We start from the raw sequence: 16,864 nt of genomic DNA on the forward strand, positions 1-16,864 counted from the left end.
ATGATCCGCTTTTCGCTTCATTGCGATCAGGGCCATGAATTCGAGGGCTGGTTTCGCGACAATGCCGATTTCGACCGCCAGTCGGGAATGAAGCTGGTCGCGTGCCCGGTATGCAATTCGCAAGCTGTCCAGAAATCGCTGATGGCGCCGGCCGTTTCGACAAGCCGTGGCAAGGAGAAGATTGCCATGGCGCTGGGCGACACCCAGAAACAGATACTGGACGAGATGCGGGAGTTGAGTCGCAAGGTTCGCGAGAACGCGGATTATGTCGGCGACAAATTCGCCGAGGAAGCCCGGAAGATCCATTTCGGCGAAGCCGAAACACGTGGCATCTACGGTGAAGCCTCGCGCGAAGACGTGCATTCCTTGCTCGAAGACGGTGTCGACGTTCTGCCGCTGCCGGTATTTCCCGAAGACAAGAATTGATTGCCGCGCAGGAGACAGGCGCATGAAACTGACGGATTCTGCGCCTTTTTTGCTGATCGCAACCGGCACCTTGCTGGGGCTCATCCTGCCGCTCGGCAAGATTGCCGCGCAGGCGGGTATTCCGCCTGCCATCTGGACCTTTCTGTTTTCGGCGAGTGCCGGGATCATTCTTTTCGCGGTTATTCGCCTGCAAGGGAAGAAGATCGGCTTTTCGGGCGGGCGGCTGCGTTATTATATCTGCACCGCCTTCGTCTCCTATGCCGTGCCCAATCTCCTCATTCTTTCCGCCATTCCGCGTCTTGGCGCCGGTTTTACCGGCATCATGTACACGCTGTCGCCGGTGATCACGCTCGTCCTGTCGATGGGTTTCGGGCTGCGGCGTCCCAATGCGCTCGGGATCGGCGGCATAGCCTTGGGCTTTGTCGGCGCGGTGATGGTGGCGATGACGCGCGGCGAAGTGGGCAAGCCAGCCGATCCGCTGTGGATCGCCGCGGCATTGCTCATTCCGGTCTTTCTGGCCATTGGCAATGTCTACCGCACGCTCGACTGGCCAAAAAACTCCGATCCGACCGAGCTTGCCGCCGGAAGCCACCTGGCGTCTGCGCTGATGCTGTTTGCCGGAATATTCTTGCTTACCGGCCAGTTTCCGATTGAAACCTTGGCGCTCGCGCCATGGGCTGCCCTTGTCCAGTCGATTGCATCGGCGGGCATGTTCGCCCTGTTTTTCCGCCTGCAGGCGGTCGGCGGGCCGGTCTATCTCAGCCAGATCGGCTATGTCGCGGCGGCGCTGGGGCTTATTTCGGGAACACTGTTCCTCGGCGAACATTATCCGCCGCTGACCTGGATCGGTGCGCTGGTCATTTGCGCTGGCGTTGCAATGACAACGCGCGCGCAAAAAGGCTGAGAAGATCAGGCGGGCCGTTCGGCAAGCACCATATAGTTCACGTCGGTATCGCGGGAGCGGTTCCAGCTGTCAGCAAGCGGATTATAGGTTACGCCAAGCTTATCGATGAGCCGCAGGCCGCCTTTTGCCAGTGCGGATTCCAGCTCTTCCGGGCGCACCAGTTTCTCATATTGATGCGTGCCGCGCGGCAGCCAGCGCAGGACATATTCCGCGCCGATGATGGCAAGGCCGTAAGCTTTCAGCGTGCGGTTGATGGTGGCGACGAACATCAATCCGCCGGGCTTCACCATTTCGCTTGTCGCCGACATGAACAGGTCGACATCGGAGACGTGCTCGACCACTTCCATATTCAGCACCACATCAAATTTTTCACCGGCTTCCGCCAGCGCCTCTGCGGTCGTGGCCCGGTAGTCCACCTCGACGCCACTTTGTGCTGCGTGAATTTTCGCCACCTCGATGTTCGTCGTGGAAGCGTCCGCTCCGATCACGGTTGCGCCAAGACGCGCCATCGGCTCGCAGAGCAGCCCGCCGCCGCAACCGATGTCGAGGAGGCGCAGGCCTTCCAGGGGACGCGGCGCATTGGGGTCGCGGTTGAATCTGGCGCAGATTTTTTCCTTGATATAGGCAAGCCGCGTCGGATTGAACTTGTGCAAGGGGCGAAACTTGCCCTGCGGGTTCCACCATTCCGCAGCGATGCGTGAAAAATGCTCGATTTCCGAAGCGTCGATGGTGGTGCGGGCGGTCTCGGTCATTTCATTCTCCAGCGGCGGAAGCGTGCAGGTCTGCTTTCAAGGTAGTACTCCAAAGTCGAGGAACAAATCAAATTTGCTCTCAGGAGCCCCGATGCGAATCGCGGCCTTGCGGAAGCGCGACATATTAGCTATGTGACCCCGGGTTTGCCTGTCGCAACAATATAAGGTTTGGGCAGGTGAGAGTGTAATTTTTCTAAAGAGCGGGACGTATCCTTAAATGGCGCGCATCGTGATGAAATTCGGCGGCACTTCGGTGGCCGATCTGGAACGCATCTATAATGTGGCGCGCCACGTCAAACGCGAGGTCGAAGCGGGCAATCAGGTTGCCGTCGTCGTTTCGGCCATGTCCGGCAAGACCAACGAGCTGGTCGGCTGGGTGCAGAACATGCCGAAGGTCTGCGGCGCAAGCTCGCCCTTCTATGATGCACGCGAATACGACACCATCGTCGCTTCCGGCGAGCAGGTGACGAGCGGTCTTCTGGCGATCGCGCTCCAGTCCATCGGCGTCGATGCGCGTTCGTGGCAGGGCTGGCAGATTCCGATCAAGACCGACAACGCCCATGGCGCGGCCCGTATTCAGGAAATCGATGGTTCGGAAATCATCCGCCGCATGGAAATGGGGCAGGTTGCAGTGGTCGCCGGTTTCCAGGGGCTGGGTCCGGACAACCGCGTGGCGACGCTTGGACGCGGCGGTTCGGATACCTCCGCCGTCGCCATTGCGGCCGGTGTGAAGGCTGATCGCTGCGATATCTATACGGATGTGGACGGCGTCTACACCACCGATCCCCGCCTGGAGCCGAAGGCGAAGCGCCTTTCGAAGATTTCCTTCGAGGAAATGCTGGAAATGGCGTCGCTCGGCGCCAAGGTTCTGCAGGTGCGTTCGGTCGAACTCGCCATGGTGCACAAGGTGCGCACTTTCGTGCGCTCGAGCTTTACGGACCCAGATGCGCCGGGCATGGGTGATCCGATCAACCCGCCCGGAACCCTTATTTGCGACGAGGATGAAATCGTGGAACAGCAGGTCGTCACAGGTATCGCCTTTGCGAAGGATGAAGCTCAGATATCGCTGCGGCGCGTGGCCGACCGGCCGGGCGTATCGGCGGCAATTTTTGGGCCGCTCGCCGAAGAGCACATCAATGTCGACATGATCGTGCAGAACGTGTCGGAAGACGGCTCCAAGACCGACATGACCTTCACCATTCCGACCGGCGACATCGACAAGGCGCTGAAGGTGCTGGACAAGGTCAAGGGCGAGATCGGCTTCGACAATATCCAGTCGGAAACCGGCCTTGCCAAGATTTCCGTCATCGGCATCGGCATGCGCAGCCATGCGGGCGTTGCCGCGACCGCCTTCAAAGCGTTGGCCGAAAAGGGCATCAATATCCGTGCCATCACGACGTCCGAAATCAAGATTTCGATCCTGATCGACGGTCCTTATGCAGAGCTTGCCGTGCGTACGCTGCATGCGGTCTACGGTCTCGATAAATAATCAACAGGATTAGCATGTGCTTTGGAGCTTTGCCGCGTAACCGAAAGGGTGCGCGGCATCGCAACATTTTGCGAGGCGCGACTATTTGTTCTGGACGCGGGTGTCAAAAATGCTCACAAAGGGATTGGCGTAACGCATCGCGGGCGGGTATTGGGAAATCGGCTGGCGAAGGCGCGCCAGCAACCTGAAAGGAGCCCCCGACGATCATGCGTGAGCTGACAACCGGTCCCCGCGTACTGCTCAAGCGGTTGCGCGAATTGATGGCGGAGCCGCTGGAACCGCAGGCGCGCCTCGACCGGATCGTCCGTGAAATCGCGCAGAACATGGTCGCGGAAGTCTGCTCCTTCTATATATTGCGCGCCGATGGCGTTCTCGAACTCTACGCGACCGAAGGTCTTAATCCGCAGGCTGTTCACCTGGCCCAGCTTCGTCTCGGCCAGGGTCTGGTCGGCACGATTGCTGCGAGCGCCCGTCCGCTCAACCTGACCGATGCGCAGAGCCATCCAGCCTTCGCCTATCTCCCGGAAACAGGGGAAGAGGCCTATAATTCCTTCCTTGGCGTTCCCGTCCTTCGCGCTGGCCGCACTTTGGGCGTTCTTGTCGTCCAGAACAAGACCAAGCGGGCTTATCGCGAAGACGAGGTCGAAGCACTTGAAACCACCGCCATGGTCCTTGCCGAAATCATCGCGACCGGCGACGGTCTGCGCCTTGCCCGTCCGGGCATAGAGCTTGATCTCGGTCGTCCGATGAGCGTGACGGGACATGCTTTCAACGACGGTATCGGCCTTGGCCATGTGGTGCTGCATGAGCCGCGCATCGTCGTCACCAATCTTTTCAACGAGGACAGCCAGGCGGAGCTGAACCGGCTGGACGAAGCGCTTGGCTCCTTGCGCATATCCATCGATGACATGCTCTCGCGCCGTGACGTGGCGGTGGAAGGCGAGCATCGCGAAGTGCTGGAAGCCTATCGCATGTTTGCCCATGACCGCGGCTGGGTGCGGCGGCTGGAAGAAGCCATCCATAACGGCCTGACCGCCGAGGCGGCGGTTGAAAAGGTGCAGAGCGACACGCGCGCGCGCATGGTGCACCTGACCGATCCCTATATGCGCGAGCGCCTGTCGGATTTCGACGATCTTGCAAATCGTCTGCTGCGCCAGCTCATGGGGCATGACATCAAGACCATCGCCGAATCACTGGTCAAGGATGCGATTATCGTCGCCCGGTCGATGGGGGCTGCCGAACTTCTGGATTATCCGCGTGAGCGCTTGCGTGGCGTCGTTCTGGAAGATGGCGCGGCCACGAGCCATGTCGTGATCGTCGCCCGCGCCATGGGCATTCCCGTGGTAGGCCAGGCCAAAGGCATCGTCTCCATGGCGGAAAACAACGATGCGGCCATTGTCGACGGCGACGAAGGCATCATGCACCTGCGCCCGCAGGCCGATCTGGAAACGGCTTATGCCGAAAAGGTTCGCTTCCGGGCACGGCGTCAGGCCCATTATCGCGAATTGCGGGACAAGCCATCCGTCACCAGGGATGGTGTCGATATCTCGCTTCTGATGAATGCGGGGCTGCTCGTCGATCTGCCGCAGCTTTCGGCGTCCGGCGCGGCGGGTATCGGCCTGTTCCGAACCGAGCTTCAGTTCATGGTGGCTTCCACCTTCCCGCGCGCCGAACAGCAGGAACGCCTCTATCGCTCCGTCATCGAAGCGGCGGGCGACAAGCCGGTGACTTTCCGGACGCTGGATATCGGTGGAGACAAGGTTCTTCCCTATTTCAGCTCGACCGTGCAGGAAGAAAATCCGGCGCTCGGCTGGCGCGCCATCCGCCTGACGCTCGATCGTCCGGGCCTGCTGCGTACCCAGATAAGGGCGCTTTTGAAGGCCGCGGGCGGGCGCGAGCTGAAAATCCTGCTGCCGATGATCACGGAAGTGAGCGAGGTGAAGGCCGCACGCGAGATTATCGATCGTGAAGTCCGCCACCTGTCGCGTTTTGCCCACCAGTTGCCGATGTGCCTGAAGCTCGGGGCCATGGTCGAGGTGCCGTCGCTGCTTTGGCAGCTCGAGGAGCTGGTGTCGCTCGTCGATTTCATTTCCGTCGGCTCGAACGACCTGTTCCAGTTCCTGATGGCGACGGATCGCGGCAACTCGCTGATGTCTGGTCGCTTCGACCAGCTTTCGCCAGCATTCCTGCGCGCACTGCGACACATTGTGGAGACCGGTAACCGGCATGGCAAGCCGGTTACCCTGTGCGGTGAAATGGCCAGCAGGCCGCTTCCAGCCATGGCGCTGGTGGGTATCGGGTTCCGGTCGATTTCGATGTCGGCCGCAGCCATTGGTCCGGTAAAGGCCATGCTTGGCGCGCTGGACGCGGGCAAGCTCACCGCCTTGCTCAAGGAAGAGCTGGACAAGCCCAACAGTGCGCATTCGCTGCGCGAACTGCTGATGAGATTTGCCGAAGACAACGATATTCCGTTATAGCGAAGCAGATTGACCTGACTGGATGGCCGCAGTGCAGGATTGCGCGGTGTCTTGTTTCGTATTTTTGCAAGCGTTGATAATTTCTAGGACATGATATGATCGCATTGCCGCAGGATCGGATGGACCAGCTCTTGAAGCGGTTCTCCATGATCGAAAGCCAGATGGCCAATAATCCGGATTCGGAAACCTATGTGAAGCTCGCATCGGAATATTCCGAGCTGCAGGAAGTGGTGGGCAAGATACGCGAACTGACCGACGCCCGCAGGCAAGCGGTCGATCTGGCGGCGATGCGCGACGATGCGGCCACGGACGCAGAGATGCGGGCGCTGGCGCTGGAAGAACTGCCGGAAGTCGAAAAGCGCATCGGCACGCTGGAACAGGAAGTGCAGATTCTCCTTCTGCCGAAAGACGCAGCCGACGAGAAGAACGCCATTCTCGAAATTCGTGCCGGTACCGGCGGTCTCGAAGCCGCGCTCTTCGCTGGCGACCTGTTCCGCATGTATGAGCGTTATGCCGCCGAAAAAGGCTGGCGGGTCGAACTGGTATCGGCCAGCGAAGGCGATGCCGGCGGCTACAAGGAAATCATCGCCACCGTTTCGGGCAAGGGCGTGTTCTCCAAGCTCAAGTTCGAATCAGGCGTGCACCGCGTGCAGCGCGTGCCTGAAACGGAAGCTGGCGGGCGCATCCATACCTCGGCTGCGACAGTCGCAGTTCTGCCGGAGGCCGAGGACATCGATATCGAGATACGCAACGAAGATATCCGCATCGATACGATGCGGGCTTCGGGCGCCGGCGGGCAGCACGTCAACACGACCGACTCGGCTGTGCGCATTACGCATATCCCGACCGGCATCATGGTCGTCCAGGCTGAAAAATCCCAGCATCAGAACCGCGCCCGCGCCATGCAGATCCTGCGTGCCCGCCTCTATGACATGGAGCGCCAGAAGGCCGAAACCGAGCGTTCGGAATCGCGCCGCAGCCAGGTCGGCTCGGGCGACCGGTCCGAGCGTATCCGCACCTATAATTTCCCGCAGGGCCGTGTCACCGATCACCGCATCAACCTGACGCTCTACAAGCTCGACCGGGTGATGGAAGGCGATCTCGACGAACTGGTCGATGCGCTGATTTCCGATCACCAGACCGCACTTCTTACTGAACTGGGCCAGTAAGGTGGGCGAGACGCGCCTCGACCGGCTGATGGCCGATGCACGGGCGAGGCTCCGTGCGGCAGGACTGGATACACCAGATCTCGACGCGCGGCTTCTGGTCGAATGGGCTACGGGCAGGACACGGCTCGACCTGATATCCGCGCCGGAACAACTGGTGGATGGCGCTGCCATTGAGACGCTTTCCGATGCACTGGAGCGACGCGTTAAAGGCGAACCGGTTCACCGAATCATGGGGGTTCGCGAATTTTTCGGCCTGCCTTTCCGGCTGTCCGCCGAAACGCTGGAACCCCGACCCGATACGGAAGCGCTGGTGGAACTGGTCATTCCGGCATTGGACGTGCTTGCGCAGCAGGAGAACACGCTTGAACTCCTCGACATGGGGACGGGAACGGGCGCGATCATCATCTCGCTTCTCCATCGCTTCGAGCGTGCGCATGGCGTCGGCCTCGATATGGCGGAAGGGGCGCTGGCAATGGCGCGAATCAATGCCATCGCCCATGGGGTATGCGACCGTTTCGCCGCGCTCAAAAGCGACTGGTTCCAGCATGTGAGCGGGCGGTTTCATCTTATCGTCTCAAATCCGCCCTATATTCCGCATGAAGACATTGCGGGCCTGTCGCGCGAAGTACGCGAACATGATCCGCTTGCGGCGCTCGATGGCGGCGTGGACGGACTGAATTTTTACCGGGCCCTTGCACAGAAGGCCGCAGATCACCTATATAGGAAAGGAATGGTTGCCGTAGAGATCGGCGCCGGACAATTCCAGGATGTAGAAGCGCTGTTCGAAAGCGCAGGTTTTTCACTCGCAGGACATGCAAGTGATCTTGGCGGCCACAGAAGGGCCATGCTTTTCGCGCTCAGATCGAATACGTAATTTTGATGCGGCGAACCGCTAAAAAACACTTGGAATTTGCGGCGAAGCCGTTTAGTTTCCGGCCACCGTATACAGCCAGAATGGTTTTGCCCGCTGATGGGCGGTGGCGGAAATGCTCCATGACGATTTTTGGTCATGCTCCCTGGAGGGTTCTTTGGGGATGGCTTGTGCGGAAGTACACGACTTTCAAGCATAATCTCGAAGAGCAGAGCTTTTCGGAATGGTTATGTATTAATGCAACCGCGGAGTTTCGGTGACCTTCAAATGGTGCACCTAACTCAGGAGCAGTCGATTTGTGGGAAGTTTTTAGGGCGTACTTCCTCCATGGCTCGATAGCGTGAAACCGGCAGCTTTTTTGGCTGTGGAGTTTCTACGCCCTTTAATCTGAAAAGAGATGAATATGAGGCCAGCACAGCAGAACAGGCGCATGCGCGGACGGGGGAATAACAATAATAACAACAACCGCAAGGGCCCCAATCCTCTGTCGCGCAACTATGAAAGCAACGGCCCGGATGTGAAGATCCGCGGCAATGCGCAACATATTGCAGAAAAATACTCGGCGCTTGCGCGCGATGCACAGGCATCTGGCGATCGCGTGATGGCCGAAAACTATCTTCAGCACGCTGAACATTACAATCGCATCATCATGGCTGCCATGGCGCAGAATCCGGTGCCGTTCCAGCGCGAAGAAACTTTCGACGATGACGGCGCGGATGACGAGGAAGCAGTTTTCACGCCCGCCGCAGTGCAGCAGCCCGTCAACGGCTCCGGCCCGCAGCCGGTCATCGAAGGCACGCCAGCCGAGGTTGTCTACGGTGAGGAAAGCGGCGAGCCGGTAAAGTCCGGCGAAGGTCGCCAGCAGCCGCGCGAACGCGACAATCGCGACCGCCGTCTCGGTCGTGGCCGCCGTCCGCAGCGCGAGCGCTTCAACGCCGACGAACGTTCTGACGAACAATCGCCGGAAAAGCAGGCTCAGCCGGAAGCAGAAGAAGTTTCGGCCCCCGTGGAGGCCGTCGCCGCGCAGGCAGCACCGGCAGCCGCCGAGGCTGCGCCTGCCGCCGATGCAGCACCGGCCGAAGAAACCGCACCGCGCCGCGCCACGCGCCGCCCGGGCCGTCCGCGCCGCGCCGCAAAGGATAGCGGTGACGAGACGCCGGTAACGGAAGCGGCGAATTCCGACGCCTGATCGTTTCCTCGGATTGACTTCAAAATGGCGCGGTTTCCGCGCCATTTTTATTTGGTTCTCCAAGTGCCTGTAACCCTTGCCGAATCCCGGCGATCGTCCCATATGCTGTCTTGGAAAGAAGCTCGCCCAAAGTGGGGGCTTCGTCACCATACATCTTCTGGTGCCGCATGACGGGCCGGAAGGCAAAGGAGACATCATGAATATTGAAAAATACACGGAACGCGTTCGCGGTTTCATTCAGTCTGCTCAGACATTCGCGCTATCGTCCGGCAACCAGCAGTTCACACCGGAACATGTGTTGAAGGTTCTCGTCGATGACGACGAGGGACTTGCCTCCTCGCTGATCGAACGGGCAGGCGGGCGCATTGCCGATGTGCGCATCGGACTGCAGACCGCGCTCGAAAAGCTGCCCAAGGTATCGGGCGGCAACGACCAGCTTTATCTTTCCCAGCCGCTTGCCAAGGTCTTCTCGCTTGCCGAGGAGCTTGCCAGCAAGGCCGGTGACAGTTTCGTCACCGTGGAGCGCCTCCTGACGGCGCTGGCGATGGAAAAATCCGCAAAGACGTCCGAAATTCTTTCCGCCGCCGGTGTGACGCCGACGGCTCTCAACAAGGTCATAAACGACATGCGCAAAGGCCGCACCGCCGATTCGGCGTCTGCTGAAAGCAATTATGATGCGTTGAAGAAATATGCCCGCGATCTGACCGAAGATGCGCGTTCGGGCAAGCTCGACCCGGTGATCGGTCGCGACGAGGAAATCCGCCGCACCATCCAGGTTCTGTCGCGCCGCACCAAGAACAACCCGGTTCTGATCGGTGAGCCGGGCGTCGGCAAGACCGCAATCGCCGAAGGTCTGGCGCTGCGCATCGTCAATGGTGATGTGCCCGAATCCTTGAAGGACAAGCAGTTGATGGCGCTCGACATGGGCGCGCTGATTGCCGGCGCCAAATATCGGGGCGAGTTTGAGGAGCGTCTGAAAGCAGTGCTTTCGGAAGTGCAGACGGCTGCCGGACAGATCATCCTGTTCATCGATGAAATGCATACGCTCGTCGGCGCAGGCAAGTCCGATGGCGCAATGGATGCATCGAACCTGTTGAAGCCTGCCCTTGCACGTGGCGAACTGCACTGCGTTGGTGCCACGACGCTTGAGGAATACCGCAAATATGTCGAGAAGGATGCAGCGCTTGCCCGCCGTTTCCAACCGGTATTCGTCGATGAGCCGACCGTCGAGGATACGATTTCGATCCTGCGGGGCCTGAAGGAAAAATACGAGCAGCATCACAAGGTGCGCGTTTCGGATTCGGCTCTGGTCGCCGCGGCAACCTTGTCGAACCGTTACATCACCGACCGTTTCCTGCCGGACAAGGCTATCGATCTTGTCGATGAGGCCGCGTCGCGTCTGCGCATGCAGGTCGATTCCAAGCCGGAAGAACTGGACGAAATCGACCGCCGCATCATGCAGCTGAAAATCGAGCGTGAAGCGCTGAAGGTGGAAACCGACGCCGCCTCCAAGGATCGTTTCCAGCGTCTGGAAAAGGAGCTGACCGATCTGGAAGAGGAATCGGCGGAACTGACGTCGAAATGGCAGTCGGAAAAGCAGAAGCTCGGACTTGCGGCCGATCTCAAGCGTCAGCTTGAAGAGGCGCGCAATGCCCTCGCCATTGCACAGCGCAGCGGTGAATTCCAGAAGGCTGGCGAACTTGCCTATGGCACGATTCCGCAATTGGAAAAGCAGCTCGTCGAAGCGGAAAGTCAGGAAAACAAGGGTTCCCTGCTTGAGGAAACCGTTACGCCCGACCACGTGGCGCAAATCATTTCCCGCTGGACGGGCATCCCGGTCGACCGGATGCTGGAAGGCGAGCGCGAGAAGCTGCTGCGTATGGAGGACGAACTCGCAAAACGCGTCGTCGGTCAGGGCGAGGCGGTGCAGGCAATCTCCAAGGCCGTTCGCCGCGCGCGCGCCGGGCTTCAGGATCCCAACCGGCCTATCGGTTCGTTCATCTTCCTCGGCCCCACGGGTGTCGGCAAGACGGAACTGACCAAGGCACTCGCCGCGTTTCTTTTCCAGGACGACACGGCCATGGTTCGTATCGACATGTCGGAATTCATGGAAAAGCATTCCGTGAGCCGGCTGATCGGTGCGCCTCCCGGCTATGTCGGCTATGAGGAAGGCGGCGTTCTGACGGAAGCCGTGCGCCGCAGGCCCTATCAGGTGATCCTTTTCGACGAGATCGAAAAGGCGCATCCGGATGTGTTCAACGTGCTGTTGCAGGTGCTGGACGACGGACGCCTGACTGACGGGCAGGGCCGCACGGTTGATTTCCGCAACACGGTCATCATCATGACCTCCAACCTCGGTGCCGAATATCTCGTCAATCTTGGCGAGAAGGACGATGTCGAATCGGTGCGCGAGGAAGTGATGGGCGTCGTGCGGGCTGCCTTCCGTCCGGAATTCCTGAACCGTGTCGACGAAATCATCCTGTTCCACCGGCTGCGCCGCGAAGACATGGGGGCAATTGTCGATATTCAGATGCAGCGTCTCCAGATGCTTCTGAGCGATCGCAAGATCGTGCTGCAACTGGAAGAGGATGCACGCGAATGGCTGGCCAACAAGGGTTACGACCCGGCCTATGGCGCGCGTCCTTTGAAGCGCGTGATCCAGAAGGAAGTACAGGACCCGCTCGCCGAGCGCATTCTTCTGGGCGACATTCTGGACGGTTCCATCGTCAAGATCACTGCCGGTTCGGACAGGCTCAACTTCCGTCCGATTCGAACTGCGCAGGAGGATGAAAGCCGCAAGGTCGACGAGAACGCCTGAACGTTCATGAGTTGAAAGCCATGGGCGCCGCAACCGGACAGGTTGCGGCGCCTTTTTCATATGAACCCTGACAAGTTTTCCGGTTTTCGGCCGACCTCGGCCATTTTCATGTCCAGTTCATCTGGCATCTGCTTTATCAGCTAATCAGTTATTAACCATATTCGCGGCATCCATGATCTCTCGATCACCCAGGGCATTCTTCATGGCGCATTACACACGCATGCTTCGTTTCGCTTTGTTTGCTTCCGTTGCGGCAGTTGCCGTCGATGGTTCTGCCCGCGCCGACGAAAGCAGTTCTGCAACGGTTGCCGAGCGCCCGGTACAGCTTGCGCAGCTTTACGATCCGGGTGAGGAAATCTATCATGATCGCCGGGTGCGGGTGTTCATCGATCAGTATGGCCGCCGCGTTACCATGGATCGCCGCGGGCGTATCCTCAGTGTCGAGGATGCCAACAATTATGATCCGAACGCCTATGATCGCCGGGTTCGCCGCGCACCGCAGCCGGATGACAACTGGACGCTCGATGGCCCGGTCGATGGCGGCGCGCCCTATGATGGTTTTGGCAATGTGCCCGAGGACCCGAATTATTACCCTGATGCTCCGGCAGCGCCGCAATATGGCGGCAACCGGGACGGACAGGTGCAGCGGTCGGAACTGCCACCGGCAGGCGATCAGTATCCGGACTATACCAATTCGGCCAGCGCCAATCCCGGCTATGATGGCCAGCAGGATTACGGCCAGCCCGGTTACGAGCAGCCGCGCGGTGTTCCCAATCCGAGCGATATGGCGCCTGCCATCGAAATGCCGAAGGGGCAGGGCGCCAAGGCAAGGATTGCAGCCTATCAGGTACTTCTTGACCGTGCTGGCGCATCGCCCGGCGTCATTGACGGTCGTTCGGGCAGCAATGTCGACAAGGCGGCGGCAGCCTATGGCGAACTGACCGGCAAGTCGGTCAATCCGACGGATGAAGCCGCCGTCAATGCGGAGCTTGAGGCCACCGGCGGCCCGGCTTTCACCGAATACACCATCACCAACGAGGATGTGGGGCGCCAGTATGTTGCCTCGATCCCGGAAGATTACGCCCACAAGGCCCAGCTTCCCGCAATGGCCTATACTTCGGTCACCGAAATGCTGGGTGAAAAGTTTCATATAGACGAAGCCTATCTGAAAGAGATCAATCCCGGCGTGAACTTCAACCAGCCCGGCTCGATCGTGAAGGTTCCCAACCTCGGCAAGCCTGTCCGGACCAAGGTGGCCCGCATCATCGCGGACAAGGGACGCAAGCAGGTTCGCGGCTATGACGAAACCGGCAAGCTGGTCGTTGCCTATCCCTCGACCATCGGTTCGTCCGACAATCCGTCACCGTCCGGCACCGTTCAGGTCGAGCGTATCGCGATCAATCCGAATTACACCTATAATCCTAAGATCAATTTCAAGCAGGGTAACAACGACAAGGTCCTGACCATTCCGCCCGGCCCGAATGGCCCCGTCGGCACGGTCTGGATCGCGCTTTCAAAGCCGACCTACGGCATTCACGGCACGCCCGAACCATCGAGAATCGGCAAGACATCGAGCCATGGCTGCGTGCGATTGACCAACTGGGATGCGGAAGAGCTGGCAAAGCTGGTGAAGGCTGGCGTAACGGTCGAATTTACCGAATAAGCATTTCGGTAAATTCAAAGAAATGGGCGGACCTTTCCCGGTCTTTCCGGAGCATTTCCCGCTCAAGCTGAATCGGCGGAAATGCTCTATTCCTTTGTTTTGCATATGTCTTTAACCGGAAGCCGGGTTTCCCCTTTCGGGCGTCACGCTCTATCAGCTCTTGGCCGATCCGTTCGAGGCGAGCTTGGTGCCGTTATCATCGCTGTTCAAAAGTGCGTCGATGCGGTCACGTTCCTGCTTGAAGGCTTCCAGTTCCTTGCCGGAAAGCGCCTTGTTGTCGGGCAGGCGAATGCGCAGCGGGTCGACCTTGGTGTCGTTCACGATCAGTTCGTAGTGAAGGTGAGGGCCGGTCGAAAGGCCCGTCGATCCCACATAACCGATCACCTGTCCCTGCCGCACGCGTGCGCCTGCGGTGACGCCGCGGGCGATTGCGTTCTGGTGGCTGTAGCTGCTCACATAGCCGTTGGCATGGCGGATGAGGGTCTGGTTGCCGTAACCGTTGGTCCAGCCGGCCTTTTCCACAACGCCATTGCCCGAAGCGATGATCGGCGTGCCGCGCGGTGCGGCCCAGTCCACGCCGGTATGCATGCGGCTATAGCCGAGGATCGGGTGGCGACGCATGCCGAAAGGCGAGCGGAAGACACCATTGGGAACCGGATTGCGCAGCAGGAACTGCTTCGCACTCTTGCCGTCGCCATTGAAATAATCGACGCTGCCGTCCGGCGCCTGGTATCGATAGAATTTGCGGGTCGTCCCACCAAAATTGGCCGCCACGTAGAGAAGCTGCGAATCGGCTTCGGGCTTGTCGGGATCATCCGGCAGCGAGAAGAATGCGTCGATCTGGTCGCTTGGCGACAGACGTGACTGCAGGTCGACATCGCTTGCAAGCATCTTTATGAGCTGCTCGCGCATCGTTTCCGACATGCCATAGGCGAGCGCCGCCCGGCTGATCCCGTCATAGACGCTGGGGAGGTTGCCACGAATTGCCGTTGGCAATGCGTTGCCGTCGAAAGCCGTCTGCAGAAGCGGGGTCTGTTCCGGTTCGTCGGACGGTATATATTGTCCGCGATCGTTGAGGGCGACCGTCACCAGATGGGTCGTGCGATTATAGATGCTGGCGCGCACGATACGGTCCGCGCCGTCACGGGTTTCGGTGCCTACCCTCAGAACGCTGCCTTCCTTCAATCGGGGCGAGTTCATCAGCTTGGTAAGCGAGTCGGCCATGTTTCCGGCATCGTCGCCGGTGTAGCCGGCATCTTCAAGCGCCTGCGTAATTTCGGCGGTCTGGCGGAAAGGAATCAGTTCTTCTGAAAAACCTTCGCTGACCGTATCTTCATCGCCGCGCTGGGCGACGCTGACATTTTCCTGCGTAATCTTCACACCAAGCGCGGGGCCCAGCGCGAACGGAGAGTCAGAGCCGCCAAAACGGGCGGGGTCGACATAATGAAGCGAGGCGACCTGCACGTCCCCGTCGGTCAGGAGGCCGCCCGTATCGCGCACGACTTTTTCGACCTCATCGACGGTAAGGTCGCTGGAAGCATCGAAGGTCGTGCTGTTCATCGGGAAGTCGACGACATGCAGGCTGACTTCGCTTTCCACCTTTGCGCCGTAAATCTGGCCTGCATCGGCAGGTTGCGGTGCCGCGGGGCCTTCCGAGAATACGGTCAAGGCGTCGAATGCCGGATATTTGCGGTTGGTCGGATGATCGACGGCAAGGGCCATGCGGACGAATTCGAAGGGCCGGGTCCGGATAACCTCGCGCTCACCCACTTTCTGCATCGTGGAAAGATCGAAACGGCGCCGGTCGCGCGGTTTCTGCTGCGAGACGGTGCTGACCAGACGTCCGCCCTTGGTAACGTCAACATCGTCAGTCACACCCGGCATGTCGTTTCGGGCAAGGATTTCAGGCGGGGTGGCCAGCTGTTCGCGCCCGTCCAGGGCGGCAAACAGTGCGACGCCTATCAGCATGCATGACGTTACGCCAGTCAGGAAGGTTCCGGCGAGCCAGCGGGCAGAAACTTCACGACGATCCGGAGGCCGCCGCCGTCCGCCTACGCTGAGCGGGGGCTCGTCACCCGGATCGAGATTGTTCGGCCCCATGTCTTTCATACTGCTGTAGCCGGTCCTTCTTTATAACTGACAGCACGAACGTGCTTGAAATCGTTTGTCGGAGAAGCGGAGAGCCGCCAATCCGGTATCAAGGTGTCTTCCATTCTGTCGGAAGGCTCCCAAACGGGCATGTGAGTTTTGCCTGCCGAAGAAACGTAAGTCAACGACAAGCCTGCCCGACAACGATATCCACAATCCCCCCGCAAGGCTCGTCGATTGCTCGTTTCGAAAATCCGGCAGAAGCTATTCGGGCAATAAGGCCGGTTTAAGGCCCTCCCAAGTGCTGGAGGGGCAATGAGAGCCCCATAATATAAGACGAATACGTGGAAATCCGGCGGCTTGTGGAAAGCTGTCAAAAAAACATCAAAAAACTTCCTTGATGCTGTTGACAGATAGCAGAGGTCCCCCCTATATACGCCTCCACAACGAGGGTGGCGGCGCCGCAAGCGGCAGGCTGATGCGTCCTTGGAGTTGGTTGAAGGTGTCTGGCAGAGATGCTGGGTGTTGGTAGGCTGGCGGCGTTGACGGGGCATTGAGTCTTGTTGATGTTAGAAGAAAAGAACTTCGATTAAGTTTGTGATTTTCTTCGAAAAAAGTGGTTGACAGGTTGGTTTGACTGATCTAGAAGCCCGGCACCGCAGACGAGGCGCTGACAGGATTTGACCTTCGGGTTGGGTGATTGGCGGCGGGCTTTGTGAGCGGATTGAGATTTTCGACGGTTTGAGATCGTCTGTTCTTTGACAATTTTATACAGAAGAAAGAGAAACGTGGGCGGCATTGTCTGCGGATGGTTCGAGAGATCGAACTGTCGAAAGAACTTTGGCGGACACGTTTCTTTGATAGAACTATGTTACCTGGATGATCAGTGATGATTGTCTGGTGTGTAAATATGTTCTCGTCAATTTGAGCGTGACCAAGGTTTTGAGCATTTGTCTTTGAAGATGAATGTTTGACCAAAATAGCCAATTATCAAATTTTCAACTTGAGAGTTTGATCC

At 59.0% G+C, this 16,864-nt stretch carries 11 protein-coding genes; 9 read left to right on the top strand and 2 right to left on the bottom strand.

The annotated features are described in order from the left end of the window. Positions 1 to 426 (top strand): DUF1178 family protein, encoded by a 426-nt coding sequence (locus ABWW28_RS15790; RefSeq protein ID WP_021586571.1) that lies wholly within the window; start codon positions 1 to 3, stop codon positions 424 to 426. Between the two features lie 22 nt (positions 427 to 448). Then, positions 449 to 1,330, top strand: a complete 882-nt coding sequence (locus ABWW28_RS15795) for a DMT family transporter (RefSeq protein WP_021586570.1) — start codon at positions 449 to 451, stop codon at positions 1,328 to 1,330. A 5-nt stretch (positions 1,331 to 1,335) separates the two neighbouring features. On the opposite strand, the gene ubiG is transcribed toward ABWW28_RS15795, so the two are convergent. Continuing rightward, positions 1,336 to 2,082 (bottom strand): bifunctional 2-polyprenyl-6-hydroxyphenol methylase/3-demethylubiquinol 3-O-methyltransferase UbiG, encoded by a 747-nt coding sequence (ubiG, locus tag ABWW28_RS15800; RefSeq protein WP_006467885.1) that lies wholly within the window; start codon positions 2,080 to 2,082, stop codon positions 1,336 to 1,338. A gap of 217 nt (positions 2,083 to 2,299) precedes the next feature. Between ubiG and ABWW28_RS15805 the strand changes: the two genes are divergently transcribed. The 7 genes from ABWW28_RS15805 (at position 2,300) to ABWW28_RS15835 (ending at position 13,758) form a co-directional block, all read left to right on the top strand. Continuing rightward, positions 2,300 to 3,571 (top strand): aspartate kinase, encoded by a 1,272-nt coding sequence (locus ABWW28_RS15805; protein ID WP_006467884.1) that lies wholly within the window; start codon positions 2,300 to 2,302, stop codon positions 3,569 to 3,571. Positions 3,572 to 3,777: 206 nt separating this feature from the next. Next, a complete protein-coding gene (ptsP, locus tag ABWW28_RS15810) occupies positions 3,778 to 6,048 on the top strand; it encodes a phosphoenolpyruvate--protein phosphotransferase (RefSeq protein WP_006467883.1) in 2,271 nt (756 codons plus the stop codon). A 95-nt stretch (positions 6,049 to 6,143) separates the two neighbouring features. After that, positions 6,144 to 7,217: a peptide chain release factor 1 gene (gene prfA, locus ABWW28_RS15815; RefSeq protein ID WP_021586569.1), complete on the top strand. Its 1,074-nt coding sequence runs from the start codon at positions 6,144 to 6,146 to the stop codon at positions 7,215 to 7,217. A gap of 28 nt (positions 7,218 to 7,245) precedes the next feature. Beyond that, positions 7,246 to 8,091 (top strand): peptide chain release factor N(5)-glutamine methyltransferase, encoded by an 846-nt coding sequence (prmC, locus tag ABWW28_RS15820; protein ID WP_052018848.1) that lies wholly within the window; start codon positions 7,246 to 7,248, stop codon positions 8,089 to 8,091. Between the two features lie 400 nt (positions 8,092 to 8,491). Continuing rightward, positions 8,492 to 9,277: a DUF4167 domain-containing protein gene (locus ABWW28_RS15825; RefSeq protein WP_031346628.1), complete on the top strand. Its 786-nt coding sequence runs from the start codon at positions 8,492 to 8,494 to the stop codon at positions 9,275 to 9,277. Between the two features lie 196 nt (positions 9,278 to 9,473). Next, the gene (gene clpB, locus ABWW28_RS15830) at positions 9,474 to 12,095 is read left to right on the top strand and encodes an ATP-dependent chaperone ClpB (protein WP_021586566.1); all 2,622 of its coding nucleotides are present in this window, start codon (positions 9,474 to 9,476) and stop codon (positions 12,093 to 12,095) included. Between the two features lie 202 nt (positions 12,096 to 12,297). Then, entirely contained in the window at positions 12,298 to 13,758 is a 1,461-nt protein-coding gene (locus ABWW28_RS15835) for a L,D-transpeptidase (RefSeq protein ID WP_176588038.1), read from the top strand. Between the two features lie 153 nt (positions 13,759 to 13,911). Here the strand turns inward: ABWW28_RS15835 and ABWW28_RS15840 are convergent, their stop codons facing one another. Continuing rightward, entirely contained in the window at positions 13,912 to 15,867 is a 1,956-nt protein-coding gene (locus ABWW28_RS15840; protein ID WP_031346626.1) for a M23 family metallopeptidase, read from the bottom strand. Positions 15,868 to 16,864 lie beyond the last annotated feature (997 nt).

The sequence above is a fragment of the Brucella sp. NBRC 14130 genome (assembly GCF_040371715.1).
Taxonomy (GTDB): Bacteria; Pseudomonadota; Alphaproteobacteria; order Rhizobiales; family Rhizobiaceae; genus Brucella; species Brucella intermedia.

Bases quoted from the DNA above. Each gene is read 5' to 3' on its own strand.
- ubiG (WP_006467885.1), bottom strand. From the start codon at position 2,082: ATGACCGAGACCGCCCGCACCACCATCGACGCTTCGGAAATCGAGCAT.
- ABWW28_RS15825 (WP_031346628.1), top strand. From the start codon at position 8,492: ATGAGGCCAGCACAGCAGAACAGGCGCATGCGCGGACGGGGGAATAAC.
- ABWW28_RS15790 (WP_021586571.1), top strand. From the start codon at position 1: ATGATCCGCTTTTCGCTTCATTGCGATCAGGGCCATGAATTCGAGGGC.
- prmC (WP_052018848.1), top strand. From the start codon at position 7,246: ATGGCCGATGCACGGGCGAGGCTCCGTGCGGCAGGACTGGATACACCA.
- ABWW28_RS15840 (WP_031346626.1), bottom strand. From the start codon at position 15,867: ATGAAAGACATGGGGCCGAACAATCTCGATCCGGGTGACGAGCCCCCG.
- ABWW28_RS15835 (WP_176588038.1), top strand. From the start codon at position 12,298: ATGGCGCATTACACACGCATGCTTCGTTTCGCTTTGTTTGCTTCCGTT.
- ABWW28_RS15795 (WP_021586570.1), top strand. From the start codon at position 449: ATGAAACTGACGGATTCTGCGCCTTTTTTGCTGATCGCAACCGGCACC.
- clpB (WP_021586566.1), top strand. From the start codon at position 9,474: ATGAATATTGAAAAATACACGGAACGCGTTCGCGGTTTCATTCAGTCT.
- ABWW28_RS15805 (WP_006467884.1), top strand. From the start codon at position 2,300: ATGGCGCGCATCGTGATGAAATTCGGCGGCACTTCGGTGGCCGATCTG.
- ptsP (WP_006467883.1), top strand. From the start codon at position 3,778: ATGCGTGAGCTGACAACCGGTCCCCGCGTACTGCTCAAGCGGTTGCGC.
- prfA (WP_021586569.1), top strand. From the start codon at position 6,144: ATGATCGCATTGCCGCAGGATCGGATGGACCAGCTCTTGAAGCGGTTC.